18 protein-coding genes are annotated in these 26,070 nt (G+C 69.0%); 12 read left to right on the plus strand and 6 right to left on the minus strand.

The window, feature by feature from the left end:
- Window positions 1-55: 55 nt before the first annotated feature.
- Window positions 56-841: a hypothetical protein gene (locus Q8O26_RS00700; protein ID WP_305572481.1), complete on the minus strand. Its 786-nt coding sequence runs from the start codon at window positions 839-841 to the stop codon at window positions 56-58.
- A 167-nt stretch (window positions 842-1,008) separates the two neighbouring features.
- Here Q8O26_RS00700 and Q8O26_RS00705 point away from each other — a divergent pair, with 167 nt between their 5' ends.
- The 9 genes from Q8O26_RS00705 (at window position 1,009) to Q8O26_RS00745 (ending at window position 12,647) form a co-directional block, all read left to right on the plus strand.
- Window positions 1,009-1,350 carry a hypothetical protein gene (locus Q8O26_RS00705; RefSeq protein WP_305572483.1) on the plus strand — a complete coding sequence of 114 codons (342 nt, stop codon included), beginning with the start codon at window positions 1,009-1,011 and terminating at the stop codon, window positions 1,348-1,350.
- Between the two features lie 81 nt (window positions 1,351-1,431).
- Complete coding sequence (locus Q8O26_RS00710) at window positions 1,432-2,871, plus strand: amidase (RefSeq protein ID WP_305572485.1); 1,440 nt, start codon at window positions 1,432-1,434, stop codon at window positions 2,869-2,871.
- 149 nt (window positions 2,872-3,020) lie between these two features.
- The gene (locus Q8O26_RS00715; protein WP_305572487.1) at window positions 3,021-4,625 is read left to right on the plus strand and encodes an ABC transporter substrate-binding protein; all 1,605 of its coding nucleotides are present in this window, start codon (window positions 3,021-3,023) and stop codon (window positions 4,623-4,625) included.
- Between the two features lie 69 nt (window positions 4,626-4,694).
- A complete protein-coding gene (locus Q8O26_RS00720) occupies window positions 4,695-5,636 on the plus strand; it encodes an ABC transporter permease (RefSeq protein WP_305572489.1) in 942 nt (313 codons plus the stop codon).
- Window positions 5,633-6,571 (plus strand): ABC transporter permease, encoded by a 939-nt coding sequence (locus Q8O26_RS00725; RefSeq protein ID WP_305572491.1) that lies wholly within the window; start codon window positions 5,633-5,635, stop codon window positions 6,569-6,571. Before Q8O26_RS00720 ends, Q8O26_RS00725 begins: the two co-directional genes overlap by 4 nt.
- Window positions 6,568-8,184 (plus strand): ABC transporter ATP-binding protein, encoded by a 1,617-nt coding sequence (locus Q8O26_RS00730; protein ID WP_305572493.1) that lies wholly within the window; start codon window positions 6,568-6,570, stop codon window positions 8,182-8,184. The genes Q8O26_RS00725 and Q8O26_RS00730 overlap by 4 nt, the downstream gene beginning before the upstream one ends.
- Window positions 8,185-8,305: 121 nt before the next feature.
- Complete coding sequence (gene ade / locus Q8O26_RS00735; protein ID WP_305572539.1) at window positions 8,306-10,015, plus strand: adenine deaminase; 1,710 nt, start codon at window positions 8,306-8,308, stop codon at window positions 10,013-10,015.
- A 98-nt stretch (window positions 10,016-10,113) separates the two neighbouring features.
- On the plus strand, window positions 10,114-11,358 hold the full coding sequence (locus tag Q8O26_RS00740; protein ID WP_305572495.1) for an MFS transporter: 1,245 nt from the start codon (window positions 10,114-10,116) through the stop codon (window positions 11,356-11,358).
- A gap of 71 nt (window positions 11,359-11,429) precedes the next feature.
- Complete coding sequence (locus Q8O26_RS00745; protein WP_305572496.1) at window positions 11,430-12,647, plus strand: acyl-CoA dehydrogenase; 1,218 nt, start codon at window positions 11,430-11,432, stop codon at window positions 12,645-12,647.
- A gap of 236 nt (window positions 12,648-12,883) precedes the next feature.
- Here the strand turns inward: Q8O26_RS00745 and Q8O26_RS00750 are convergent, their stop codons facing one another.
- Both Q8O26_RS00750 and Q8O26_RS00755 read right to left on the minus strand, forming a co-directional pair.
- Window positions 12,884-13,246, minus strand: a complete 363-nt coding sequence (locus Q8O26_RS00750; RefSeq protein WP_305572498.1) for a cytochrome c — start codon at window positions 13,244-13,246, stop codon at window positions 12,884-12,886.
- Between the two features lie 67 nt (window positions 13,247-13,313).
- Window positions 13,314-14,138, minus strand: a complete 825-nt coding sequence (locus Q8O26_RS00755) for an alpha/beta hydrolase (RefSeq protein WP_305572500.1) — start codon at window positions 14,136-14,138, stop codon at window positions 13,314-13,316.
- Window positions 14,139-14,280: 142 nt separating this feature from the next.
- Here Q8O26_RS00755 and Q8O26_RS00760 point away from each other — a divergent pair, with 142 nt between their 5' ends.
- The 3 genes from Q8O26_RS00760 to Q8O26_RS00770 all read left to right on the plus strand — a co-directional run bounded on the left by Q8O26_RS00760 (window position 14,281) and on the right by Q8O26_RS00770 (window position 20,826).
- Window positions 14,281-15,675 carry a cation diffusion facilitator family transporter gene (locus tag Q8O26_RS00760; protein ID WP_305572502.1) on the plus strand — a complete coding sequence of 465 codons (1,395 nt, stop codon included), beginning with the start codon at window positions 14,281-14,283 and terminating at the stop codon, window positions 15,673-15,675.
- Between the two features lie 40 nt (window positions 15,676-15,715).
- On the plus strand, window positions 15,716-18,355 hold the full coding sequence (gene pepN / locus Q8O26_RS00765; RefSeq protein WP_305572504.1) for an aminopeptidase N: 2,640 nt from the start codon (window positions 15,716-15,718) through the stop codon (window positions 18,353-18,355).
- 161 nt (window positions 18,356-18,516) lie between these two features.
- A complete protein-coding gene (locus tag Q8O26_RS00770; protein ID WP_305572506.1) occupies window positions 18,517-20,826 on the plus strand; it encodes an ATP-binding protein in 2,310 nt (769 codons plus the stop codon).
- A gap of 93 nt (window positions 20,827-20,919) precedes the next feature.
- On the opposite strand, the gene Q8O26_RS00775 is transcribed toward Q8O26_RS00770, so the two are convergent.
- The 3 genes from Q8O26_RS00775 to Q8O26_RS00785 are packed head-to-tail and all read right to left on the minus strand — an operon-like array spanning window position 20,920 to window position 26,001.
- Window positions 20,920-23,889, minus strand: a complete 2,970-nt coding sequence (locus Q8O26_RS00775) for a bifunctional [glutamine synthetase] adenylyltransferase/[glutamine synthetase]-adenylyl-L-tyrosine phosphorylase (RefSeq protein ID WP_305572508.1) — start codon at window positions 23,887-23,889, stop codon at window positions 20,920-20,922.
- Entirely contained in the window at window positions 23,858-25,333 is a 1,476-nt protein-coding gene (locus Q8O26_RS00780) for a HAMP domain-containing sensor histidine kinase (RefSeq protein ID WP_305572510.1), read from the minus strand. Before Q8O26_RS00780 ends, Q8O26_RS00775 begins: the two co-directional genes overlap by 32 nt.
- On the minus strand, window positions 25,330-26,001 hold the full coding sequence (locus Q8O26_RS00785) for a response regulator transcription factor (RefSeq protein ID WP_371134409.1): 672 nt from the start codon (window positions 25,999-26,001) through the stop codon (window positions 25,330-25,332). The genes Q8O26_RS00780 and Q8O26_RS00785 overlap by 4 nt, the downstream gene beginning before the upstream one ends.
- Between the last annotated feature and the right edge of the window lie 69 nt (window positions 26,002-26,070).

The following is a 26,070-nucleotide window of genomic DNA, read 5'->3' on the forward strand; positions in this document are numbered from 1 at the left end:
ACTCTGTGCCACAGCTTACGCCGGAGGTAGCTGTTGCGATCAGTCGCCTGCGCCATCAGCCGCGCAGGAGGATCCCGTAGCCGTCGCGACGGGCCTCCACGCCGGTCACCTTAAGGGCGTGCCACAGGCTCGCCTGGTTGGCGGTAACGACGGGCCGGCCGAGGGCCTGCTCCAGTGCCGCGATGATGGAGACGCAGCGCAGTCCGGTGCCGGCCAGCAGAATGGAATCGGCGTCGGGCGGGCATTCCGCGACGATCTGCTCGAACAGCAGGACGGTCTCCTGATCGGTCGCCATGCCGGCCGCGTAGAGTCCGTCCGGCGCCACCGCCTGCCATTTCGCCAAAGGACGGTAGCGCCAGGCATGGGGGACGGCGAGCCCGAAGGCCGCGTAGTAGCCGACAGCCGCCGCGATGATGCCATCGCTCATCCAGGCCGGCATGATCAGGAAGGGACGCTTCGCGCCGAGAGCCGCCAGCGCCAGGCGGATGTCGAGCCCGTTGGTGGTGGCGGTCGTTCCCGCCGGCAGGTGTTCGGCGAGAGCCGCCACCGCCGCCTCGTCCCAGCCGGGGCCGCCAACGAAGCTGCTGGAGGAATGGGCGAGGACCGCGACATCGACGGCGATCGCCGCGAAATCGCGGCAGCCGCGTGCGAGATCGGGGGTAAGGGTCGCGCCGCCGCGATCGGCGTTCCAGGGCGCCCAGGGCGAGGCCGCCGTGACGCGCGCGGCATGGACCGAGACGCCGTCGGGCCGCATGGCCCACCACTCGGCCTCGGGCACCACTTCACGGCCGACCACGAAAAGGCCGATGCGGGCGCGATCGCCCCAATTGTCCGCCGCCATGACACGCTGCCCTCGGCGGGGTGGCCGCACCTGCGGCTACTCCCACCATCCCTGCCTACACCATCGCGCGGTCCGGATCGAAGGCCGGCTGTCGCCGCGAGACTGATGCTTGCGCGTATTCCATGATGATGGAATTATGGTCCATCACGTAAGAATGGATGACCGCCATGCGTCTCAGGAGGACCTCCACCCATGGCGCCGCTGCCGCTCCGCCGGACCTCGCGCCGCGGCATAACGGCGGCCCGCCGATCGAGGATTATGAGGGTCCGCCCTGGGGCAAGGGCGACCCGCATGTGTTCCTGCACTGGCAGCGAGCGCACCGGGCCGCCTGGAAGAGCGTGCCGCGGGAGGTCATGTTGTTCCGCATGGCGAAGGCCGACAGGCTGGGGCTGACCTACGCCGAATACACGGTCGAGATCATGGAGCGGGGTCGCCACCTGCAGGTGGAGGACGCGGCGCGGATCGCCGAGATCAAGGCCTTGCGCAGGAGGCGGCGGCGGCCGGCATGACGGTCTGCATGCCACATGGCCTCTGCACCCCCTTACTGTGACGGGGCCGGTCGTGGCAGCTTCTGCGGCGGGAGCGCCTCCATGACCATCTATTCCACCGCCATCTCGGAACTCGATGCCTTCGCCCTCGCCGATGCCTTCCGGCGGCGGACGCTGTCGCCCGTCGAGGCCGCCAACGACGCCCTCGACCGCGCCGAGGCGAGCCAGGCGAGCATCAACGCCTTCGCCCTGATCGACCGCGAGCGGACGCTCGCATGGGCCCGTGAATCAGAAGCGCGCTGGGCGAAGGGCGAGCCGCTCAGTCCGGTGGACGGCATCGGCGTCACCGTGAAGGACAATATGGCGGTGGCTGGCTGGCCGTCCCTCAAGGGCTCGAAAGCCGTCTCACGCGATCCCGCGACCTTCGATGCGCCGGTCACGGCGCGCTGCAAGGAGGCGGGCCTCGTCATCCTCGGCACCACGACCATGCCGGAATTCGGCTGGATCGGCCTGTCCACCTCGCCGCTCACCGGCCATACGCGCAACCCCTGGAACCGCGAGCGCACCGCCGGCGGCTCGACCTCGGGGGGCGCCGCCGCGGCCGCCCTCGGCATCGGCCGCTTCCACCTCGGCTCCGACGGTCTCGGCTCCATCCGCATTCCCGCCGCCTTCTGCGGCGTCGCCGGCATCAAGGCGACCTATGGGCGGGTGCCGGCCTATCCGATCTCGGTCATGGGCGAGCTCGCCCATCTCGGCCCGATCGCCCGCGACGTCAGGGAGGTGGCGGCCCTCCTTACCATCCTGTCCGGTCCCGATGCCCGCGATCCGATGGCCTGGAACACTCCGGCTCCGGACTACCGGATCGGCCTCGACGAGGGCGTGCGCGGCCTGCGCATCGCCTATTCGCCGCGCCTCGGATTCGTGAAGAAGCTCGATCCGCAGGTGGAGCGGGCGGTGGCCGCCGCCGCCGCGACCTTCGCGTCCATGGGCGCCGTCGTCGAGGAGGTGGATCCGCCGATCGAGGACCCCGCCCCCATCGCCTGGGACATCTGGAACGCCGGCGCGGCGCTGGCGCTGTCCTCCTTCTCCGAGGCCCAGCGCCAGGCGATGGACCCCGGCCTCGTCGGCTGCGCCGAAACGGGGGCGCGCTTCTCGGCTGCCCAGCTCATCGACGCCCTGCTCTACCGCCGCACCAGGACCGTCATCGCCATGGCGGAATTCTTCACCCGCTACGACCTGTTGATCACGCCGACCATGCCGACCGGCGCCATCCCGCTCGGCGCCGACCTGCCGCCGGCCGGGTTCGCCGGCCAGGACCAGTGGGGCCCGCTCTGGACGGACTGGTGCCCCTATACGCCGCCGTTCAATGTCACGCAGCAGCCGGCAGGAACGGTGCCCTGCGGCCTCGACGGCGACGGGCTGCCGATCGGCCTGCAGATCGTCGGCTGGAAGCGCCAGGAGGCCCTCGTGCTAAGGGCGATGCGGGCCTTCGAGTCGGAACGTCCCCCGGCACGCGTCCCGATGTCGCATACGCGCGCCTAAGTCTCAGCCGGCTGCCCGGAATTTGCGCGACAGTTGCCTGCGCTTCGGGATTGACACCCTCGGATCAAGCATCGTCTGATCCAGTCTTCTCGCGGCCAGGGGTCGAACAGGGATCGGACCCGGTTGCGAAGTTCCAGGGGAGAGTGATCATGAAATCCGTCAAATTGTCCCGCCGCACCGTGATGGCCGGCGCCGCCGCCGCCGGCGCGCTGGCGAGTTCCACGGGCGCCTCCGCCCAGGGCTCGGCCAATGTGCTGCGCGTCGTGATGCACTCGGATCTGCGCATCATCGATCCGATCTGGACGACTGCCTATATCGTCCGCAACTACGGCTACATGATCTACGACACGCTGTTCGCCCTCGATGCCAAGGGCGAGGTGCAGCCGCAGATGGTCGACAAGTATACCGTCAGCGACGACAAGCTGACCTATACGTTCACGCTGCGCGACGGCCTGATGTGGCACGACAACCAGCCCGTCACGAGCGCCGACATCATTCCCTCGATCCGCCGCTGGGCCGCCCGCGACCCGCTCGGCCAGACCGTCATGGGCTTCATCGGCTCGATGGAGGCCAAGGACGCCAAGACCTTCGAGATCAAGCTGAAGGAAGCCACCGGCCTCCTCATCTTCGCCCTCGGCAAGCCGTCCTCGAACGTGCCCTTCATGATGCCGAAGCGCGTCGCGGAGACCGATCCGAACACCCAGATCACCGAGTTCATCGGCTCGGGTCCGTTCGTGTTCATGCGTGACGAGTGGAAGCCGGGTGACCGGGCCGTCTACACGAAATTCGCCGGCTACAAGCCGCGTTCCGAGCCCGCATCGGGCCTCGCCGGCGGCAAGGTTGCCAAGGTCGACCGCGTCGAGTGGCGCGTCATCACCGACCAGCAGCAGGCCGTCAACGCCCTGCAGGCCGGCGAGATCGACCTCATCGAAGCGCCGAGCCACGATCTGCTGCCGCTGCTGAAGGCCGACAGGAACATCAAGCTGTTCAACTGGAACGTGCTGGGCAACCAGTACACGATGCGCTTCAACCACACGACGGCGCCCTTCAACAATCCGAAGATCCGCCAGGCGGTGCTCTATGCGCTGAACCAGGAGGACTTCCTGAAGGCGACCATCGGCGACCCGGAATATTACAAGGTCTGCAAGGCCATGTTCGTCTGCGGCTCGCCGCTGGAGACGATGGCCGGCATGGAAGACAAGCTGGAATCGAACTTCGCCAAGGCGCGCCAGCTCCTCCAGGAAGCCGGCTACAACCGCGAGCCGGTCGTGCTCCTGCACTCCACCGACCTGCAGGTGCTCACCAACCTCGCACCGGTCGCCAAGTCGCTTCTCGAGCGCGCCGGCTTCGTCGTCGACATGCAGTCCATGGACTGGCAGACGGTCGTCGCCCGCCGCGTGAAGCGCGATCCGCCGACCCAGGGCGGCTGGAGCGCCATGCTCACCTCATGGGTGGCCGCCGACATCCTCAACCCGGTCATGGCCGGCTTCTTCAACGCTTCCGGCGACCGGGCGGCCTTCGGCTGGCCGACCGACCCGGAGATCGAGACGCTGCGTGCCCGCTTCGCCCGCGCCAACACGGCGGCCGAGCAGAAGCAGATCGCCGAGGCGATCCAGCGCCGCGTGTCGGAAGCCCCGACCCACGTCCATCTGGGTCAGTGGTACTCGCCAGGCGCCCACCGCGGCAACATCTCCGGCTGGCTCGAGGCACCGGCTCCGGTGTTCTGGAACATGGAGAAGGGCCGCGGCGCGTGAGATTCTGACGATCGGCGGCCGGACCCGTTCCGGCCGCCGCCTTCTCATTGCAGTCAGGCCTAAGGTCCAATGATTTCCTATATTCTCCGACGCCTAGCGGCGACCGTCCCTGTATTGTTCACCGTCGCCGTGATGGTGTTCCTGATGCTGCGGCTGACGCCGGGCGATCCCGCCGCGATCATCGCCGGCGACAACGCCACGACGCAGCAGATCCTCGACATCCGCACCAAGCTGGGCCTCGAACAGCCCATCCTGCAGCAGTTCTTCATCTGGCTCGGCGGCCTGATGCGCGGCGATCTCGGCGAGAGCTTCTTTTTCCGCAAGACCGTGTTCGAACTGATCTCGGAACGCATCGAGCCGACGCTGTCGCTCGCCTTCCTGACCATCGTGCTCGCCGTCGCCGTCGCCATTCCGCTCGGCGTGCTCGCCGCCTACAGGCAGGGCACCTGGATCGACCGCGTCGTCATGGGCTTCTCGGTGATCGGCTTTTCGGTGCCGGTCTTCGTGATCGGCTACCTGCTCGTCTATATCTTCGCCATCCAGCTCGGCTGGTTCCCGGTGCAGGGTTATCAGCGCATCGGCAACGGCCTCGGCCCGTGGTTCCGCAGCCTGGTCCTGCCGGCCGTCACCCTCTCGGTCATCTATATCGCGCTGATCGCCCGCATGACCCGCACCAGCGTGCTGGAGGTCCTCTCGGAGGACTACATCCGCACGGCCCGCGCCAAGGGGCAGACGGAAATGAAGGTGCTGTTCCAGCATGCGCTGAAGAACGCCGCCGTGCCGATCGTCACCGTCGTGGGCATCGGCGTCGCCCTGCTGATCGGCGGCGTCGTCGTCACAGAGAGCGTCTATTCGATCCCGGGGCTCGGCCGTCTCACGGTCGATGCCGTGCTCGCCCGTGACTTCCCCGTCATACAGGCGATCATCCTCGCCTTTTCCTTCGTCTATGTCATGATCAACCTGCTGGTTGACCTGTCCTATACGATCTTCGATCCGAGGATCCGCTATTGACCGCCCCCGCCTCCTCCGAGCCGATCGCGAGCGCTGACGCGCCGATCGCCGCCCCCGCCAAGCCGACGGTCTGGCGCAAGCTGTTCCGCAGCCCCAGCGTGGTCATCGGCCTCGCCATCGTCCTGGTCATGATGTTCATCGGCCTGATCGCGCCGCTGATCGCCACCTCCGACCCCTCCGCCATCAATCCCGGCGCACGCAACCGCGTGCCGATGGCGACCAGCACCATGCGCCTCGACGACGGGACGCGGGTGACGGTGACGCACTACATGGGCACCGACACGCTCGGCCGTGACGTGTTCTCGCGCGTCGTCTACGGCGCCCGGGTCTCGATCTTCATCGGTGTCGCCGTGGCGCTGCTGTCGGTGAGCATCGGCCTCGTCGTCGGCATGATCGCCGGCTATATCCGCTGGCTCGACGGCATCATCATGCGGATCATGGACGGGTTGATGGCGATTCCAGCCATCCTGCTCGCCATCGCCGTGGTCTCGCTGTCCCGAGCCGGCATCGTGTCGGTCATCATCGCCATCGTCGTGCCGGAGGTTCCACGCGTCGTGCGTCTCGTGCGCTCGGTCGTGCTCTCGGTGCGAGAGGAGCCCTATGTCGAGGCCGCGGTGGTCTCCGGAACGCCGACGGTGAAGCTCGTCGTCCGCCACATCCTGCCGAACACCGTGGCGCCGCTGATCGTCCAGGGCACCTTCATCTGCGCCTCCGCCATCCTGGTCGAGGCCATCCTGTCCTTCCTCGGCATCGGCATCCCGCCGGATATCCCGACCTGGGGCAACATCATGGCCGAGGGGCGACAGCTCTTCCGCATCTTCCCGCACAACATCCTTTATCCGGGCATCTTCCTCGCCCTCACGGTTCTCGCCGTGAACATGCTGGGCGACGGGCTTCGCGACACGCTCGATCCGAAAATGGAGAAGCGCGGATGAGCGCCCCTATCCTCGACATCCGGAACCTCACCGTCGAACTGCCGAAGGGCGCCGACCGCAAGAACGCGGTGGAGAACGTCTCCTTCGCCGTCTATCCCGGCGAGATCGTCTGCGTGGTCGGTGAATCCGGCTCGGGCAAGTCCGTCTCCTCCCATGCGGTGATGGGGCTGCTGCCCAAGGGCCAGCTGAAGGCCACCGACGGGGAAATCCTGCTGGAGGGCGAGGATGTCCTGCAGGCGACATCGAGCCGCCTCAGGGCCCTGCGCGGCACGCGCATGTCGATGATCTTCCAGGAGCCGATGACGGCACTCAATCCTGTCGTCACCTGCGGCGCGCAGATCGACGAGGTGCTGCAGATCCACACCGACCTCGGTGCCGCCGAGCGCAAGGAGAAGGTGCTGGCGGTGATGGAATCGGTGCGCCTGCCCGATCCGACCAAGCTGTTCGACGCCTATCCGCACCAGCTTTCCGGCGGCCAGCGCCAGCGCATCATGATCGCCCAGGCCCTGGTGCTCGACCCCGTGTTGCTGATCGCCGACGAGCCGACCACGGCCCTCGACGTGACGACGCAGGCGCAGATCCTCAAGCTCATCGCGGAAATGCAGGAGCGCCGCGGCACCGGCGTGCTCTTCATCACCCATGACTTCGGCGTCGTCGCCGAGATCGCCCACCGTGTCGTCGTCATGCAGCGCGGCAAGGTCGTCGAGACCGGCACCGCCATGGAAGTGCTGAAGAACCCGCAGCATCCCTATACCAAGATGCTGATCAACGCGGTGCCCACCCTCACCCCACCGGTGCGCGAGGAGCGGACCGGTGCGCTGGCGCTGGAAACCGTCAAGCTCTGCAAGGTCTATGGAGGCGGCGGCTTCTTCCAGAAGAAGCGCGAGGTGCGTGCAGCATCCGATGTCGAGATCCGCGTCCGGCGCGGCGAGACGCTCGGCATCGTCGGCGAATCGGGTTCGGGCAAGTCGACCGTCGCCCGCTGCATAGCCCGGCTGATCCAGCCGACCTCCGGCGGCATCGTCGTCAGCAACATCGACATCGCCAACCTCCCCGAGCGCCAGCTCCGGCCGCACCGCAAGCACTGCCAGATCGTCTTCCAAGATCCCTACCGCTCGCTCAACCCGCGCCGGTCGGTCGGGGCCTCGATCATCGAGGGGCCGATGAATTTCGGCATGAGCGAGGCTGCCGCCATCGCCAAGTCGCGCGACCTGATGAACCTCGTGGGACTGTCGCCCGATGCCCTCGACCGCTATCCGCACCAGTTCTCGGGCGGCCAGCGCCAGCGCATCTGCATCGCCCGGGCGCTGGCGATGGAGCCGGAGATCCTGATCGCCGACGAGGCGGTCTCGGCCCTCGACGTCTCGGTCCAGGCGCAGGTTCTCGATCTCCTCGACGACGTGCGCAAGAAGTTCGACCTCGCCGTGCTCTTCATCACCCATGACCTCAGGGTCGCGGCGCAGATCTGCGACCGCATCGCGGTGATGCAGAACGGCGTCGTCGTCGAACACGGCAAGACCGCCGACATCTTCGCCGCGCCCCAGCACGAATATACGCGGGCGCTGTTCGAGGCGGCACCGGGCCGCAACTTCCAGTTCGCGCGGGTGGCCTGACAAATCGGCGGCGGCGTGGGATCATCCGACATGATCCACGCCGTCCTGACGCCCCTTCCGACATCCTCCGGCGCCGGTCGACCGACCGTCCTCCGACGGGCGGCGGGGTAGCACCATGACCATGACCCGCCTCACCCCCGATCTCATCGCCCGGCGCATCGGCCAGGGACGCGGCGCCGGCGAGGCCGACCTCGTGGTGAAGAACGTCCGGCTCTTCGACCTCGTCACCGGCAATCTCTTCGTCACCGACATCGCCATCTGCGGCGACACCATCGTCGGCACCTATGGCGGCTATCGCGGCGCCCGCGAGATCGACGGACGCGGCCGCATCGCGGTTCCCGGCTTCATCGACACCCATCTCCATGTCGAGAGTTCGCTGGTCACGCCGATGGAGTTCGATCGCTGCGTGACGCGCCACGGCGTCACCACGGCCATCTGCGATCCGCACGAGATCGCCAATGTGCTGGGACCCGCCGCCCTCGACTACATGCTGGAAGGGGCGAGCCGCACGGTCATGGACCTGCGCGTGCAGCTGTCGTCCTGCGTTCCCGCGACGCACCTTGAGACGGCCGGCGGGCGGCTCGACGTCGCCGATCTCGTCGCCCGGCGCGACCATCCCAAGGTGATAGGCCTCGCCGAGTTCATGAACTTTCCCGGCGTGATCCATGCCGATCCCGGCTGCCTCGGCAAGCTCGCCGCCTTCTCGGACCGCCATATCGACGGCCATGCGCCGCTGCTCGGCGGGTTCGACCTCAACGGCTACATCGCCGCCGGCATCCGCACCGACCACGAGACGACCACGTCCGACGAGGCGCTCGAAAAGATCCAGAAGGGCATGACCGTGCTGATCCGCGAGGGCTCGGTGTCGAAAGACCTGCATGCCCTCGCGCCGCTGCTGACGGTGGCGACCTCGCCCTTCCTCGCCTTCTGCACCGATGATCGCAACCCCCTCGACATCGCCGAGGAGGGCCATCTCGACTTCCTCATCCGGACCGCCATCCGTCTCGGCGTGCCGCCGCTGGCCGCCTATCGCTCGGCCTCGCTGACCGCCGCCACCGCTTTCGGTCTGAGCGATCGCGGCCTGATCGCGCCGGGCAAGCGCGCCGACATCGTGCTGATCGACGATCTCGAGGTCTGCGCCGTCTCCGACGTCATCGCCGGCGGCGTGCTGGTCGGGCCGGAGGCCTATGCCGGCCGCGCGCCGGTCCCCCCCGTCGGGCTCGACAGCATGAAGGCGCGGCGGGTTTCGGCGGAGGATTTCCAGGTACCGGCGAGCGGCGCCACCGCTCATGTCATCGGCGTCATCCCCGGCAAGATCATCACCGCGCACCTCACCCTCGACCTGCCGGTCGTCGACGGCGCCATGCAGCCCGACCTCGACCAGGATGCGGTGAAGGTCGCGGTCGTCGCCCGCCACGGTATCAATGACAATATCGGCCGCGGCTTCGTCCACGGCTTCGGCCTGAAGCGCGGGGCGATCGCTTCCTCGGTCGGGCACGACAGCCACAATGTCTGCGTGGTCGGGGTCGACGACGCCGACATGGCGACGGCCGTCAACCGGCTCGTCGCGATCCGCGGCGGCTTCGTCGTGGTCGAGGGTGGCCGCGTCCTCGCCGAGCTCGCGCTGCCCATCGCCGGCCTGATGAGCGACAGGGCGTTCGAGGAGCTGATCCAGCCGCTGAAGGACCTGCGGACTGCTGCGACGGGCCTCGGGGTGGTGCTGGCCGAGCCCTTCCTGCAGGTGGCCTTCCTGCCGCTGCCGGTGATCCCGCACCTGAAGATCAGCGACCGCGGCCTGGTCGACGTCGACCGGTTCGAACTGATCGGGTGACGGCGCCGCCGCATCGGCACCGATCGCAGAGAACGGGCGGAGAGATCGGGTGTCGGGCGGTATCCGCCCCTGTCACGAAGGGTCATGGAGAACGCCCCGTGACCGAACCCCGCGACGTCCCGCCCCCGACCCTTTTCCCCCGGCTCCTCGCCACGGCCGGCCTCGTCCAGGCCGCCGACCAGATCGCGCTGGCGGCGCTGCCCATCACCGCCGTCCTGGTGCTCGGCGCTGGCCCCGGCCTTGTCGGCGCGCTGGTGGCGGCGCAGACCGCCGCCTGGCTTCTCGTCTCGCTCCCCGCCGGCGTGCTCGTCGACCGCCTGCCGCGCCGCGCGGTGCTGCTCACAGCGCTCGCGATCAGCCTCGCGGGATCGCTCGCAGCGCTGGCGGCAGCAGCCTTCGACCAGGGGGTTCTGCTGGGTGCGGCCGCCTTTCTCGCCGCGTCCGGCACGGTGACCTTCGTCCTCGTCCAGATCGGGCTGGTGCCGCAGGTCGTACCCTTGGCGGCGCTGCCGCGGGCCAATGCGCGCATCGAACTGGCACGTGCCCTCGCCAGCACCGCCGCACCCCTCGTGGTCGGGTTCCTCGCCACCCGCGTGTCGCCCCTCGCCGGCTATCCCCTGGCCGCGTTCCTGGCATTCGCGGCCCTCGCCTGCGCGGCGACGCTGCGTTTCGAAGCCATGCCGGCGCCGGCCGCAAGACCTCCCGTCCTCGCAGCCATCGCCGAGGGCGCTCGCTTTGTCGTCGCCGATCCCCTGCTCAGGGCGATCGGGCTCTGCGCCATCTTCTGGAACTTCGCCTTCGTCGCCCTGCTCGCCGTCTTCGTGCCCTTCGCGCTGTCGCGGCTGGGCACCGATGCGGCGGGGGCGGGCCTCGCCCAGGGGATCAACGGCCTCGGCATGATCGCCGGTGCGGCGGCAGCGCCCTTCATCTTCGCGCGGGTGCAGCCGCGCGCCGTGCTGCTGTTCGGGCCGCTCTCGTCTGCTCTCGGCGCCGTGCTGATGGCCCTTTCACCCATCACGGGCGGCATCGCCATGGCTGCCCTCGCCTTCGGCCTCATCGGCTTCGGCCCCATGCTCTGGCTGGTCATGCAGACCTCCGTCCGCCAGATCGTCACCCCGCCGGCGCTGATGGGACGGGTCACGGCCACCATCCAGGTGGCGATCTACGGCGTCCGCCCGCTCGGGGCTCTCGCCGGGGGCGGCGTGGCGCAGGCTTTCGGCCTGGAGGCGGCGCTGGGGCTCGTCGCCGCGGCCTTTGCCGCATCGGCCCTGGTGTCCATCGCCTCGCCGCTGGCACGCCTCGCGACCATGCCGAATCCCGCATCGGCGGCAGGCGGGATATGACGATCATGTGCTTGGCGCTGTGCCGGCTTTGGCCTAAGACAGCCCCATCATTCGCTTGAAGGATCATTGCCATGGCCGTCGCCGCGCTCACCCCCGCTTCGGGCTCCTACGTGAAGGACAACGAGGAATTCAACTGGGAAGACCCGCTGAACCTCGACGGTCTGCTGACGGAAGAAGAACGCATGGTGCAGGAAACCGCCCGCACCTATTGCCAGGAGAAGCTGCTGCCGCGCGTCACCTCGGCCTTCCTCGACGAGCGCTTCGACCGCGAGATCATGACCGAGATGGGCGAGCTCGGCCTGCTCGGCTCGACGCTGCCCGCCGAATATGGCGGCGCCGACCTCGGCTATGTCTCCTACGGCCTCATCGCCCGCGAAGTGGAGCGGGTCGATTCCGGCTATCGCTCGGCCTGTTCGGTCCAGTCCTCGCTCGTGATGTACCCGATCCATGCCTATGGCTCGGAAGAGCAGCGCAGGAAGTACCTGCCGAAGCTCGCCTCGGGCGAGTGGGTCGGCTGCTTCGGCCTGACCGAGCCCGATGCCGGTTCGGATCCCGCCGGCATGAAGACCCGCGCGGTCAAGGTCGACGGCGGCTACATCCTCAAGGGCTCGAAGATGTGGATCACCAATTCGCCCATCTCGGATGTGGCGGTGGTCTGGGCCAAGACCGACGAGGCCATCCGCGGCTTCATCGTCGAACGCGGCATGAAGGGCTTCACCACCCCGAAGATCGAGGGCAAGGTCAGCCTGCGCGCATCGATCACCGGCGAGATCGTCCTCGACGACGTCTTCGTCCCGGCCGAGAACATGCTGCCCAATGCGAAGGGCCTGTCCGGCCCCTTCGGCTGCCTCAACCGCGCCCGCTACGGCATCGCCTGGGGCACCATGGGTGCGGCCGAGGATTGCTGGCACCGTGCCCGCCAGTACACGCTCGACCGCAAGCAGTTTGGCCGGCCGCTGGCCGCCACACAGCTGGTGCAGAAGAAGCTCGCCGACATGCAGACCGAGATCACCCTCGGCCTGCACGGCGTGCTGCGCCTCGGCCGGCTGATGGAGGACCACAACTTCGCGCCCCAGGCCATCTCGCTGATGAAGCGCAACAATTGCGGCAAGGCGCTCGACATCGCCCGCATGGCCCGCGACATGCACGGCGGCAACGGCATCTCGGCCGAGTATCACGTCATCCGCCACATGGTGAACCTCGAGACGGTCAACACCTATGAGGGCGCCCACGACGTCCACGCGCTGATCCTCGGCCGCGCCCAGACCGGCATCCAGGCGTTCTTCTGAGCCCTGGCGACCGTATCGTTCACGCAGAGCCCGGCCATCGTGCCGGGCTTTTGCTTATGGGGCGGCAGCGCACTCACACCCGCCACCTCTGGCGATCCGGGTGCCAGAGGAAGGAGCCCGGGAGCGACGGGCGCCAGCTTCACCTCTCCCCGGCGGGGAGAGGTGAAGCTGGCGCCTCATGCGGAGAACAAGGGGCGCCTCATGTGGAGATTCGCGGCGATGAGGGCACGTCCCCCTCACCTTCTCTGCGGGCGGGCGTTCGGCTCGGTCTGGATCGCCGAGAGATAGGCGACGATGGCCGCCGCCCGGTCGGCGGAAAAGGTGAATTCCGGCATGGCGGGATGGCCGGCGGTGAAGCCCTCCGCCAGCGCCTCCTCCAGCACGTCGACCGGGTAGCGCTTGCTCAGATCGCGGAACAGCGGCGCCCCGGGATAGGGGCTGGCGCCGTCGCGCCCGACGGCGTGGCACAGGGCGCAATGCTGGCGCACCAGCGTCTCGCCGCGCTGGACGAGGACGCGCTGGCTCTGCGCCGCGGTCTCAGTGGCGACAAGGCCGGCCAGAGCGGCGGCGAGGAGGGTCGGCAGACGGCGGGGGAGCATGGCGGCCTCACGGGATCGGGGATGCCGTCAGGGTCTCATGGGCGCCGCCGCGCGGCCTTGCGGTCGATCAACCCGCCAGACGCACCAGCTCCGTCGTGAGGGCCGAGCCGGGAACGGCGAAGGGCGCGATGACCGTGAAATGGTTGGCGCCGGGCACGACGATCTCCCGCGCCTCGGCGCCGAGGGCACCCCAGCATTCCACCAGCATGCGGGTCTGACGGTGATATTCGCCCGATTCGTCACCGCCGACGACGGCCGTCACCTTCAGGCCCTTCGGCGGCGTCCAGACGAGGGGGGAGAGGGCGGCGGCCTCACCTGCATCCATGCCCATCGCCCTGTTGACGAAGGTCGGCACCAGCGGCGCGAGGTGGAACAGGCCCGAGATCGGCATGGCCGCGGTGACGATGTCGGCGGCCTCGCCGATGCGCGGCCAGTCGGCGGCGGCCATGCAGGCGGTGAGGTGACCGCCGGCGGAATGGCCGAAAGGCAGGACGCGGCGGCCGGTGCGCTCGCGCAACTGCCGGATGCAGGCGATGACATTGTCGACGATGACGGCGAGCTTCACCTCGGGGCAGAGGTCGTAGCTCATCACCGCGACGTCGAGGCCATGGGCATTGGCCCCCGCAGCCATGTGGCTGAAGGCGGTCTTGTCGAGCGCCTGCCAGTAGCCGCCGTGGATGAACAGCGCCACCGGCGCGCCCGGGCGCGGCGCGGCGGCCGGAAACAGGTCGTAACGGTGCCGCTCGCCGGCGCCATAGGCCTGGTCGAGGACGGCATCGGGCCGCGCCGTCCGGAAGGCGGCGGCATCGGCGGCCCAGCCGGCCATGAGGGCGGGGTGGTCCGGCACCATGGCGCGGTTGTTGTACTGGGCGTCGAGGTCGATGGCGGGCATGGCTGCGGGTCCGGATGGGGCCGGCGCCCAACGGACCCTGCCCGCCGCCCAGCGTCAAGGCCGGCCGATCGGTCGGCGCAGGGCGATTGACCCGCCGCGGAGCAGGGACTAGGCCTCCCTCTCAGACTCAGAGGTGCCGGCCATGGTCTCCATCAAGCAGAAGGCGGCGCTCGTCTCGATCCTGGTCACGATCGTGCTGACGGCGGCCAAGGCCGCGGTCGGTTTCACCAGCGGCTCCATCGCGATCCTCGCCGAGGCGGCCCACGGACTGGTCGACACCGCCGCGACCCTGCTGACCTTCTACGCCGTGCGCCTGGCCGACAAGCCGGCCGACGACGACCACCAATACGGCCACGGCAAGGTCGAATCGATCGCCGCCCTCGCCGAGACGGCCTTCCTCTTCCTCGTTTCCGGCATCGTCGTCACCGAGGCCGTCAGGCGGCTGACCGGCGACGGCCATCCCGTCGAGGTCACCCCGATCATGGCAGGGCTGATGGTCGCCGTCATCGCCGTGGACTACTGGCGCGTGCGGATCCTCGGCCGCCTCGCCCGGGAAACCGGCAGCCATGCGCTCGAATCCGGCGCGCTGCATTTCGCCGCCGACATGGCGGGCTCCGCCGTCGTGCTGGCCGGCCTTTTCTTCGTCTGGATGGGCTATCCCCAGGCCGACGCCGTCGCCGCCATCGGCGTGGCGGTCATCATCTGCGTGATGAGCTGGAATCTCGGCCGCCGCACCATCGACACGCTGATGGACCGGGCCCCGAAGGGCGCGACCTCGGCCGTCCTCGAGGCGGTCGAAGCGGTTCCCGGCGTCGTCGCGGTGGAGAGTGTCCGGCTGCGCGAGGTCGGCACCGACACGCTGGCCGAGATCACCGTCAAGGTGAACCGCACGCTGCCGCTGGAACGGGTGGCCGAGATCAAGACCGCCATCGGTGCGGCGGCGGCCGGCGCCCATGCCGGAACCGTGCCGACGGTGACCACCGAACCCGTCGCCCTCGACGACGAGACCGTGATGGAACGCGTCCACCTGACGGCGCGGCGCCATGCGCTGGCGGTCCACCACGTCACGGTGCAGCATCTCGGCGAGCGGCTCTGTGTCGGTCTCGACCTGGAGGTCGACGGTGCTCTCACCCTCGGCGAGGCGCATGACATCGCCAGCCGGCTGGAAGCGGCCATCGGCGGCGAGCTCGGCACCGATGTGGAGGTCGAGACCCATATCGAACCCTTGCAGGTGGAGATGCTGGTCGGCAGCGACGCCGCGCCGGCGCAGGTCGCGCAGATGGGCGCGGCGCTGGCGGAGCTCGCCGCCGCCACCGGCAAGATCACCGATGTCCACAGCGTCAGGGTGCGCGATACGACGCAAGGCCTCGTGGTGACCTATCATTGCCGCGCCGACCCGGCCCTCACCGTCGAGTCCGTCCATGAGGCGGTCGACACGATCGAGCGCGGCTTCCGCCGCAGCCAGCAGCGGATCATCCGCGTGATCGGCCATACCGAGCCGGTCCGGACCCTTTCAACGCCGGCACCGGCACCCTAGTGTCGCGGCGCTCCGGCAGACGGCATTCAAGGATCAGGGCATGCGCAGCGAACAGGCAAAGCCGGTGAGGCTCTCGGACTACCGCGTCGCCGACCACGTGGTGAAGACCGTGTATCTCGCCATCGTGCTGCACCCGACCGCGACGCGCGTGACCGCCGATCTCGTCGTCGAGCGCCACCCTCAGGGCCAGGCCGATGCGCCGCTCGTCTTCGACGGCGACGGCCTGACGCTCACCGCCATCGCCGTCGACGGACAGCCGCTGGCGCCCGAGGCCTATGAGGCGACGGCGGAGCGCCTGGTCATCCACCGCCCGCCGGCCGGTGCCTTCCGCCTCAGGGTCGAGACCGTCATCGATCCCCAGGCCAATACCCAGCTGATGGGCCTCTACCGCTCGTCGGGCACCTGGTGCACCCAGTGCGAGGCCGAGGGTTTCCGCCGCATCACCTATTTTCCCGACCGGCCGGACGTGCTGGCCGTCTACACGACCCGGATCGAGGCGGAAAAGAAGACGGCGCCGGTCCTCCTCGGCAACGGCAACCTGGTCGAGGCCGGCGACCTGGCCGAAGGGCGGCACTATGCCGTCTGGCACGACCCGCATCCCAAGCCGAGCTATCTCTTCGCCCTGGTCGGCGGCGATCTCGCCGAGGTGACCGACACGTTCACCACCGTCTCCGGCCGCGTCGTCAGGCTCGGCATCTTCGTCGAGCACGGCAAGGAGGACCGCTGCGCCTATGCCATGGATGCGCTGAAGCGCTCGATGCGCTGGGACGAGGAGGCCTTCGGCTGCGAATATGACCTCGAGGTCTTCAACCTCGTCGCCGTGTCGGACTTCAACATGGGCGCGATGGAGAACAAGGGCCTCAACATCTTCAACGACAAATATGTCCTCGCCCTGCCGGACACGGCGACCGACCAGGACTATGCGGCGATCGAGGCCATCATCGCCCACGAGTATTTCCACAACTGGACCGGCAACCGCATCACCTGCCGCGACTGGTTCCAGCTCTGCCTGAAGGAAGGCCTGACCGTCTTCCGCGACCAGGAATTCTCCGGCGACATGCGCTCGCGGGCGGTGAAGCGGATCGCCGACGTGCGGCTCCTCAAGAGCCACCAGTTCGCCGAGGACGCGGGACCGCTGTCGCACCCGGTCAGGCCCGAGATCTATCACGAGATCAACAACTTCTACACGGCGACGGTCTACGAGAAGGGGGCGGAGATCATCCGCGCGCTCAAAGTCCTGATCGGCGCCGAGGCGTTCCGCGGCGGCATGGACCTCTATCTCGCGCGCCACGACGGCGATGCGGCGACGGTGGAGGATTTCATCGCCTGTTTCGCCGAGGCGAGCCGACGCGACCTGACGCAGTTCTTCCTCTGGTACCGGCAATCGGGAACGCCGCAGGTCGGCGTCAAAACCCGCCACGACCCGGTCGCCGGCACCTTCACCGTCGACCTCGCGCAGAGCCACCTGCCGACACCCGGCCAGACCGACAAGCAGCCGATGGTCATTCCGCTGGCCTTCGGTCTGATTGGCCCGGACGGTGCCGAGCGCGCCCTGTTCACCGAGGAGGGCGAGGCCATGCCCGGGGTGATCGCCCTGGACACCGCCCAGCGCAGCATCACCTTCAGCGGCCACCCGACGCGGCCCGTCCTGTCGATCAACCGCGGCTTCTCGGCGCCTGTCGTCCTGAAGACCGACCTGACCGCCGCCGATCTCGGCTTCATCGCCCGTCACGACAGCGACGCCTACAACCGCTGGCAGGCGATCCAGACGCTGGCGACAGAGCATCTGGTGGCGGCCAGCCGCAAGGGCGCTGCATCTGTTGAAAACCAGGGCGCCGAGACCCTCGCCGAAGCCCTTGCCGGTGCCCTCGCCGAAGCCGAGCGCGACCCCGCCTTCGCAGCCCAGGCCCTGACGCTGCCCTCCGAATCCGACATCGCCCGCGAACTCGGTTCCGACGTCGACCCGGACGCGGTCTTCACCGCCCGCAAGGCGCTGCGGCAGGCGGTCGGATCCCGGCTCGATGCAGCGCTCGGCACGGTTCTGGCGCGTTTCGCCACGCCCGGCCCCTATGCACCCGATGCGGGCTCGGCCGGACGGCGGGCGCTCTGCAACGTCGCCCTCGACCTCTGGGCCTCGGGCGGCGCGGCGGACAGGCTCGCGGCAGTCGCGGCCCGCCATCGCGACGCCGACAACATGACCGACCGCTTCGCCGCGCTGGCGGTGCTCGCCCAGCATCCGGGGGCGGAGCGCGAGGCGGCGCTCACCGCCTTCCGCGAGCGCTACCGCGCCGACGCGCTGATCCTCGACAAGTGGCTCGCCCTGCAGGCGGCGATCCCGGAAGCGGGAACGCTGGCGCGGGTCGAGGCCCTGCTCGCCGACCCGGCCTTCGCCATGACCAATCCCAACCGGCTGCGCGCCCTCGTCGGCAGCTTCGCCAGCGGCAACCAGACCCAGTTCAACCGGCCGGACGGCGCCGGTTACACCTTCCTCGCCGAGGTCGTCGTCGAGACCGATCCGCGCAACCCGCAGGTCGCGGCCCGCCTGCTGTCCGCCTTCCGCAGCTGGCGGGCGCTCGAGCCGGGCCGACGGGCGCTGGCCCGTGCGGCACTGGAACATGTCGCCGCGGCCGCGACCTTGTCCGCCGACGTACGCGACATCGTCGCCCGTTCGCTGGGATGAGCCGGGCAAACATTCCTGGCGGCGTTAACCAAATATTTCCCGTGGTGTGATTCCCCGACTCTAGACAGCCCTCGTTCAAATCGATTCTTATGACCGCGATTCGGAGGGGCTGGGGCTCGCATTCCGGACGCCAATTCAGAGATTCGACGGGGGTACCGGCGATGGAGCGCAATTTTGCGCCCAGCGCGGACGCGCTGATTCATGCCACGAAGGCGAACGGATTCGCGCAATCCGTCGACGCTTCGTTCGAGTCGTGGCTGGCGCCCTATGAGCCCGCCCTGCGCCGCCTCGTGCCGACGCTGATCGTCGCCTTCCTCGTGGTGATGGGCGCCGGCGCCCTGCAGCAGATCCTCAACAGCCGGACCGAGGCCCTCACCGCCGTCCAGGCCGATCTCGACACTGCCGCGGCCGCCATCGAGATCGATCTCAACCATCGCATCGCGGCCAGCGGCGGCAATGTCGGCGCCGCTGTCCAGGCCGCCTTCGACTTCACCGCCCCCCGGATCGGCGCCCATCAAGGCCGCATCATGCTGGCAACGGACCCCGCCGGCATCATCGTCGCGGCGGCCCCGGTCGAGGCCCGGGCGCGCTGGCTGGGCAAGCCGCTGCGCGACGTCTTCGCCGCAGCGCCGCAGACGACGAGCAGCGCCATGCCGGTCCGCCTCGTCACCGGGGCGGACGCCGTCGTCGTGGTGCGCCCGCTGGCCGCGCCCCTCTCCCAGTACCATGTCCTGCGCGAAACCGACGATGCGCTGAACCTGTGGGCGCGCAACTCGGCGCTGACCGGCACGCTGTTCGCGACCACCGGGCTCCTGCTCCTCGTCATCGGGTTCGCCTTCCACATCCAGACGATGCGCGCGGCCACCGCCGACATCATCAACCAGAACGCCCGCTCCACCATCGATGCGGCGCTGGAGAGTGGCGGCTGCGGCCTGTGGGACTGGGAGATCGGCACCAGCCAGATGTACTGGTCGGCCTCGATGTTCGAGATTCTCGGCATCAGGGGACGCGAGGGCCTGGTCACCTTCGACGAACTCTACCCGGTGCTGCATCCGGAGGACGGCTATCTCGGCGGCATCGCCCAGATGACCGATCTCGACCCGCGCAACGCCGTCGACTTCCAGTTCCGCATGCGCCATGCCGACGGCCGCTGGATCTGGCTCCGGGCACGCGGCCGTGGCCTGTCGCTGGCCGGCGTCGACCATCCGCGTTTCGTCGGCATCGTCGTCGATATCACCGAGCAGCTCGAACTCGCCGCCCGCAACGCCGCCGCCGACCACCGCATCCGCGAGGCGATCGAGACGATCTCGGAAGCCTTCGTCGTCTGCGACGACCTCGACCGCATCGTGGTGTGCAACTCGAAGTTCCGCGAGCTGAACGGCCTCGCCGACGACCAGGCCCGGCCGGGGAGCTGCTATCGCGAGACGCTGGCGGCGGCGGGTGGCGGCGCCAAGGTGAAGCAGGGCCATGTCCTGCCCGGCCGCGACGCCGACGGTTCCCGCGACTTCGAGGTCGAGCTCGTCGACGGGCGCTGGCTGCAGATCAGCGAGCGGCGCACCCATTGCGGCGGGTTCGTCTCGGTGGGCACCGACATCACCGCCCTGAAGCGGCATGAATCCCATGTCACCGCCAGCGAGCAGCGCCTCCGCACCAGTGTCGCCGAGCTGCAGAAGAGCCAGTACACGCTGGAGATGCAGACCCAGCAGCTCGCCGAGCTGGCCGAGAAATACTCGGATCAGAAGACCCAGGCCGAAGAGGCGAACCGCGCCAAGTCGGAATTCCTCGCCCATATGAGCCACGAGCTGCGCACGCCGCTCAACGCCATCATCGGCTTCTCGGAAGTGATGCGGGACGGCCATTTCGGCCCGCTCGGCACCACGAAATACCTGGAATATGTCCGCGACATCCATTCCAGCGGCCACTTCCTCCTCTCCGTCATCGACGACATCCTCGACATGGCCCGCATCGAGGCCGGACGCCTGGGGCTCGAACTCGCTCCGACATGCCTCGAGGAGACGCTGGAGGACACCATGCGCGTCGTCTCGAAAATGGCGGCGGACAAGGAGATCCTGATGGAGGCCGAGGTGCCGGAGGGGATGGATCTCATCGCCGACCGTCGCGCCATCAAGCAGATCATGCTCAATCTGCTGTCCAACGCGGTCAAATTCACGCCGCGCGGCGGCATGATCTCGGTGCGCGCCCGCAAGGCCCGCGACGTCATCGCCATCGCCATCGAGGATACCGGCATCGGCATTCCCCGCCATGCCATCACCAAGCTCGGCAAGCCCTTCGAACAGGTCGAGAGCCAGTTCTCCCGCAACCACCAGGGGTCGGGTCTCGGCCTCGCCATCGCCAAATCGCTGGCCGAGCTGCATGGCGGATCGTTGCGCATCCGCTCCACCGTCGGCCGCGGCACGACCGTGGTGGTGCGCCTGCCGGTCACCGGGCCGAAGGCAGAGGCAACGGCCTGAGGCGGGGCGCCTGCGCCGCGCAAGTGCGTCCTTCGAGGCTCGCCGCCCCGCGATGCTGACTCATCTGGCTGATGCCGGGCGCCCGAAATCCCCTCAGACCGGCCCGACGATGGCGATGAAGGCCTTGCGCACCTGTTTCTGCACCTCGGCCAGATGGGCATCCACCGTGGCGAAATCGGGGAGCTCGCCGGCCCGCGCCAGCAGCCGCTTCAGGCCGGGGGCGGCGGTCTGCGGATCGAAGCCGTCGACGAGACAGAGGCGCAGGATCTGCGTCAGGCGCTGGTAGAGGCGGCAGGCCGAACGCAGCACGTCACCCTCGGTCGGCTTCAACAGCCCGGCGGCCGCCGCCCTCTCGAGGACGCGGATGGTGTTGGTGTCGAGAATGTCGGGGTGGCGCGCGGCGTGGACGAGCTGCAGCGCCTGGGCGATGAACTCGATGTCGATGAGGCCGCCGCGGGCATATTTGAGGTCCCAGCGGTTGTCGTCGCCCTTGTCCTCGGCGATGGCCCGCCGCATGTCGACGATGTCGGCGAGCGTCGCCTTGGCCGACCTTTTGGTGGTGAGGACGCGGCGGATCGCCTCCATCACCTCGGTCTCGAAGCCGGGCGTCGACGCGACGACCCGGGCGCGGGTCAGCGCCATGTGCTCCCAGGTCCAGGCTTCCTTCACCTGATAGGCGCGGAACCCGTCGATATGGGTGGCGACCGGCCCGGAACGCCCCGAGGGCCGCAGCCGGAGATCGACGTCGAAGAGCACGCCCTCGCTGGTCGGTGCCGACAGGGCGCTGATGAGGCGCTGGGTCAGGCGCGCGAAATAATGGCCGCCGCTGAGCGGACGCGGCCCCTTCGAGGCGCTCTCCTTGGGGTCGTGGTCATAGAGCAGGATGAGGTCGAGATCCGAGCCCGCCGTCATCTCGCGACCACCGAGCTTGCCCATGGCGATGACGGCGGTCCGCATGCCGCGGATTGATCCGTGCGAGGCGACGATCCACTCCGTCACCGCCTTGTAGAGAGCCTTGATCAGCTGTTCGGCGAGCCGCGCGAAGGCCTGTCCCGCCGCCTCCGACGAGACCGTGCCGGCGAGAACCCTCACGCCGGTGAGAAAGAGCTGTTCCTGGCCGAAGACACGGGCCCGGTCGAGCACGTCCTCGGCGTCGCGGGCCATGCCGAGCGTCTCGGCGAGGCGCGCCGCCAGATCGGCGTCGGAGGGCAGTTCGCCGAAGAAGGCGGGCTCCAGCAGCGCGTCGAGCACGTGGGCGCGGCGGCCGAGGAGATCGGCGAGGCGCGGCGCCGAGCCGAGGATCTGGGAGATGAGCTCGAGGAGATCGGGATGGGTGCGCAGGATGGCGAGGAGTTCGATCGGCTGGGAATGGCGCGTCAGCAGCCGGTCGAAGGCGCGCAGGCCGAGATCGGCATCGCCGGTGCGCGACAGCGCGTCGAGCAGGGCCGGCGCCAGTTCCCCGACGCGCTCCCGCGCATCCCGCGCCCTGAGGCCGCCGGACTTCGGCTGTTGCCAGGCCTGGACGGTCGCCACCACTGCGCAGGGATCGGCGAAGCCGAGATCGGCCAGCGCCGCCAGCGTCGTCGCCCTGGGCGGATCGGCGGTGAGGTCGAGGGTGCCCTTGACCTCGGCGAGCGGTGGCAGCGTCTCGAACAGCTTGGCATAGGCCGCCTCGACCGGGCGCAGTTCCGCCGTGAGCGCCGCGGCGAAGGCGGCGTAGTCGCGGTAACCGAGGAACTCGGCGATGCCGGTGACCGCCTCGGTGGTCTCGGGCAGGCTGTGGGTCTGCTCGTCGGCGACCATCTGCAGCCGGTGCTCGACGCGCCGCAGGAAACGATAGGCGCGCTCCAGCGCCGCGCGCGTCTCCTCGGTCACCCAGCCGGCCTCGCGCAGCCGGAGCAGCCCGGTGACCGTGTCGCGCACCCTGAGCGCCGGGTTGCGACCGCCGGCGATGAGCTGCTGGGTCTGGACGAAGAACTCGATCTCGCGGATGCCGCCGCGGCCGAGCTTGATGTTGTGGCCCTCGACGGCGAGGGCGTCATGGCCGCGGAAAGCGTGGATCTGCCGCTTCATCGCGTGGACGTCGGCCACCGCCGCATAGTCGAGATACTTGCGCCAGATGAAGGGCTGCATCTCCTTGAGGAAGGACTCGCCGGCCGCGATGTCGCCGGCGCAGGGCCGCGCCTTGATGAAGGCGGAGCGCTCCCAGGTCTGGCCGATCGTCTCGTAATAGTGGAGCGCCGCGGGCGTCGAGATCGCCACCGCCGTCGCGCCGGGGTCGGGGCGAAGCCGCAGATCGGTGCGGAAGACATAGCCGTCGCCGGTGCGCTCCTGCAGGATCTTCACCAGCCGCTGGGTGAGACGCACATAGGCGGGCTGCGCGTCCCTGCCCGGGCGCATCGGCGCCACGTCCGGATCGAAGAAGACGATGAGGTCGATGTCGCTGGAATAGTTCAGCTCGAAGGCGCCGTGCTTGCCCATGGCGAGCACGATGTAGCCGGAGCCGACCTCCGCCTGTTTCGCATCGGCAGGGGCGAGGATGCCCTGATCGGCGAGATCGCGCATCAGATGCGCCACTGACTCGGCCACGGCGAGGTCGGCGGTCTCGGTGAGGGCGCGCGTCACCTGTTCCAGCGGCCAGACGTCGCCGATATCGGCGAGTGCCACGAGCAGGGCGACCTGGGCGCGGAAGCGCCGGAGCGCCCGCCCGACGCCCTCGTCGCTGCGCGCCTTGCGGCAGGCGGCCACCGCCTCGGCCTTGAGGCGGGCAAAGGACGCCTCCGGCGCCTCCGTCAGGCAGGCGAGGAGATGGGCCGGGTCATGGGTGGCGATGGAGGCCAGGAACGGCGAATGGGCGAGGATGCCGGCGACCAGCGCCCGCGCCTTCGGCGGCTTCAGCGCGAGGTCGAGCGCCGCGCCGAGATCGGCATCGTCGATCCCGTCGAGATAGTCGCCGATGCGCTTCGCCGCCGTCGCGCCTTTCGGCAGGACGGGCGCCGCGGCGAGCCTGCCGGACAGGCTCGGGGACGAATCAGAGAGGGCGGTCCGGGACGATCGCGGCATGAACCGATCGTGGCAGACGCAGCGCCACCTTTAAACCCGGCCGGTTGTCGTCGAGCACCAGCCGGCCGCCGTGGAGGCGGGCGACCGCCGCGGCGAGGCTGAGACCGAGGCCGGAACCGGGGCGCGTGCGGCTCGTCTCCAGCCGCACGAACCGGTCGAGAACCCGGCCACGGTCGGCATCGGCGATGCCAGGGCCGCGGTCGGCGATGGTGACGACGGCTTCGCCATCGTCGGCGGCGACGGTGACGGCGACTGCACCACCCTCACCCGTCGCGCCGTATTTCAGCGCGTTGTCGAGGAGGTTGGCGACGACCTGGCCGAGCAGCTCGCGGTTGCCGATGACGGCAACGGGCGCCGTCGTGACGGTCAAGGCCACATGGGCCTCCTCCGCCACCGGCTCGTAGAGCTCGACGACGCCGCGGGCGATCTCGGCGAGGTCGAGCGGCACCATGCCCTCACGCTGGTTGCCGGCCTCGGCGCGGGCGATCATCAGGAGGGCGTTGAAGGTGCGGATCAGGCCGTCGGATTCCTCGATGATCCCGGTCAGCGCGGCGCGATAGGCCACGTCGGAGCCGCCGACCCGGAGGGCCTCCTCGGCCTTGTTGCGCAGCCGCGTCAGCGGCGTCTTGAGGTCGTGGGCGATGTTGTCGGAGACCTCCTTCATGCCGGCCATCAGCGCCTCGATGCGGGCCAGCATGTCGTTGACGCTGCCGGCGAGGCGGTCGAGTTCGTCACGCGAGCCGGCGGTGGGCAGGCGGCCGGTGAGATCGCCCTCCATGATGCGGCGGGACATGTCGGTCATGGCATCGACGCGCTTCAGCACCCGCCGGGTGACGAAATAGGCGCCGAGCAGGCCGAGCACGAGCGCCACTACCACTGACAGGCGGAAGCCGCGCCCGAAGATCTCGCGCATGCGGTCGCGCTCCTCGAGGTCGCGGCCGACGAGCAGGCGGAAATTGCCGGGAAGGCCGTAGACCTGGGCGATGGCGCGGTGCGGCCCCTCACTCATGTCCTCGCCGGCGCGGCGATAGTCCGTCTCGATCCAGCCCTGGCGGGTGAGCGTCCCCGGGGGCAGTTCGCCGATATTGCCAGCCAGCGGCAGGCCGGTGAAGGTGGTGACCAGATAGAGCGAGGCGCCGGGACGGTTGCCGCGCTCCTCGACCACCTCGACGAGGCGCCGGATGCCGCCGATCGCATATTGCTCGGCGAGCCCGCGCACCTCGGCGGTGATCGTCTCGGTCAATTGTCCGGTGAGCTGGCGCTGGGTGGCAAATCCCAGCCAGCCGATGACGAAGCCGGCGAAGAGGATGAAGATGAAGAGATAGGCCGCGATGATCTTGAAGGCGGTGGTCGACAACAGCGAGCGGAAACGCGAGGGCGGCCGCGCCGGCTTGGCCGCCTTTCCCCCGGTCGCAGGAGCCGCCGACGCGGGAACGGGCGTCACGGGCGCACCGTATATCCCGCGCCGCGGATCGTGTGGATCAGCGGCTTGTCGAAACCCTTGTCGATCTTGGAGCGCAGCCGCGAGACATGCACGTCGATGACATTGGTCTGCGGGTCGAAGTGATAGTCCCAGACATGTTCGAGCAGCATGGTGCGGGTGACCACCTGGCCGGCATTCTTCATCAGATATTCGAGCAGGCGGAATTCCCGTGGCTGCAGGATGAGTTCCTCGCCGCCGCGGCTGACCCGGTGCGACAGGCGGTCGAGTTCGAGGTCGCCGACCCGGTAGACCGTCTCAGGCGCGCCCGAGGCGCGGCGGCGGGAGAGAACCTCGACGCGGGCCAGCAGTTCCGAGAAGGAATAGGGCTTGGGCAGGTAGTCGTCGCCGCCGGCCCGCAGGCCCTTGACGCGGTCGTCGACCTGGCCAAGGGCGGAGAGGATCAGGACGGGCGTCTGGCGTCCGGCTGCGCGCAGATCGGCGATGACCGACAGGCCGTCCTTCTTCGGCAGCATGCGGTCGACGATCAGCACGTCGTAGGGGCCGTCTGACGCCATGGCGAGACCGCCCTCGCCGTCGGCGGCGTGGTCGGCGACATGTCCCGCCTCCCGGAAGGCCTTGACGAGGTAGGACGCCGCCTCGCGATCGTCCTCAATGATCAGAATCCGCATGGTGGTCATGGTACACGGGCTCTCGGGGAATTTGCGAGACGGCGGCCGTCGAAACCCCACGAAAAACGG

Origin of the sequence: Phreatobacter sp. (genome assembly GCF_030691135.1) — a bacterium.
Taxonomy (GTDB): Bacteria; Pseudomonadota; Alphaproteobacteria; order Rhizobiales; family Phreatobacteraceae; genus Phreatobacter.

Excerpts from the sequence above, each read along its gene's own strand:
- Q8O26_RS00710 (WP_305572485.1), top strand. The coding sequence starts at position 1,432 with ATGACCATCTATTCCACCGCCATCTCGGAACTCGATGCCTTCGCCCTC.
- Q8O26_RS00745 (WP_305572496.1), top strand. The coding sequence starts at position 11,430 with ATGGCCGTCGCCGCGCTCACCCCCGCTTCGGGCTCCTACGTGAAGGAC.
- Q8O26_RS00715 (WP_305572487.1), top strand. The coding sequence starts at position 3,021 with ATGAAATCCGTCAAATTGTCCCGCCGCACCGTGATGGCCGGCGCCGCC.
- Q8O26_RS00775 (WP_305572508.1), bottom strand. The coding sequence starts at position 23,889 with ATGCCGCGATCGTCCCGGACCGCCCTCTCTGATTCGTCCCCGAGCCTG.
- Q8O26_RS00770 (WP_305572506.1), top strand. The coding sequence starts at position 18,517 with ATGGAGCGCAATTTTGCGCCCAGCGCGGACGCGCTGATTCATGCCACG.
- Q8O26_RS00750 (WP_305572498.1), bottom strand. The coding sequence starts at position 13,246 with ATGCTCCCCCGCCGTCTGCCGACCCTCCTCGCCGCCGCTCTGGCCGGC.
- Q8O26_RS00755 (WP_305572500.1), bottom strand. The coding sequence starts at position 14,138 with ATGCCCGCCATCGACCTCGACGCCCAGTACAACAACCGCGCCATGGTG.
- ade (WP_305572539.1), top strand. The coding sequence starts at position 8,306 with ATGACCCGCCTCACCCCCGATCTCATCGCCCGGCGCATCGGCCAGGGA.
- Q8O26_RS00730 (WP_305572493.1), top strand. The coding sequence starts at position 6,568 with ATGAGCGCCCCTATCCTCGACATCCGGAACCTCACCGTCGAACTGCCG.
- Q8O26_RS00785 (WP_371134409.1), bottom strand. The coding sequence starts at position 26,001 with ATGCGGATTCTGATCATTGAGGACGATCGCGAGGCGGCGTCCTACCTC.
- Q8O26_RS00700 (WP_305572481.1), bottom strand. The coding sequence starts at position 841 with ATGGCGGCGGACAATTGGGGCGATCGCGCCCGCATCGGCCTTTTCGTG.
- Q8O26_RS00705 (WP_305572483.1), top strand. The coding sequence starts at position 1,009 with ATGCGTCTCAGGAGGACCTCCACCCATGGCGCCGCTGCCGCTCCGCCG.
- Q8O26_RS00720 (WP_305572489.1), top strand. The coding sequence starts at position 4,695 with ATGATTTCCTATATTCTCCGACGCCTAGCGGCGACCGTCCCTGTATTG.
- Q8O26_RS00760 (WP_305572502.1), top strand. The coding sequence starts at position 14,281 with ATGGTCTCCATCAAGCAGAAGGCGGCGCTCGTCTCGATCCTGGTCACG.
- pepN (WP_305572504.1), top strand. The coding sequence starts at position 15,716 with ATGCGCAGCGAACAGGCAAAGCCGGTGAGGCTCTCGGACTACCGCGTC.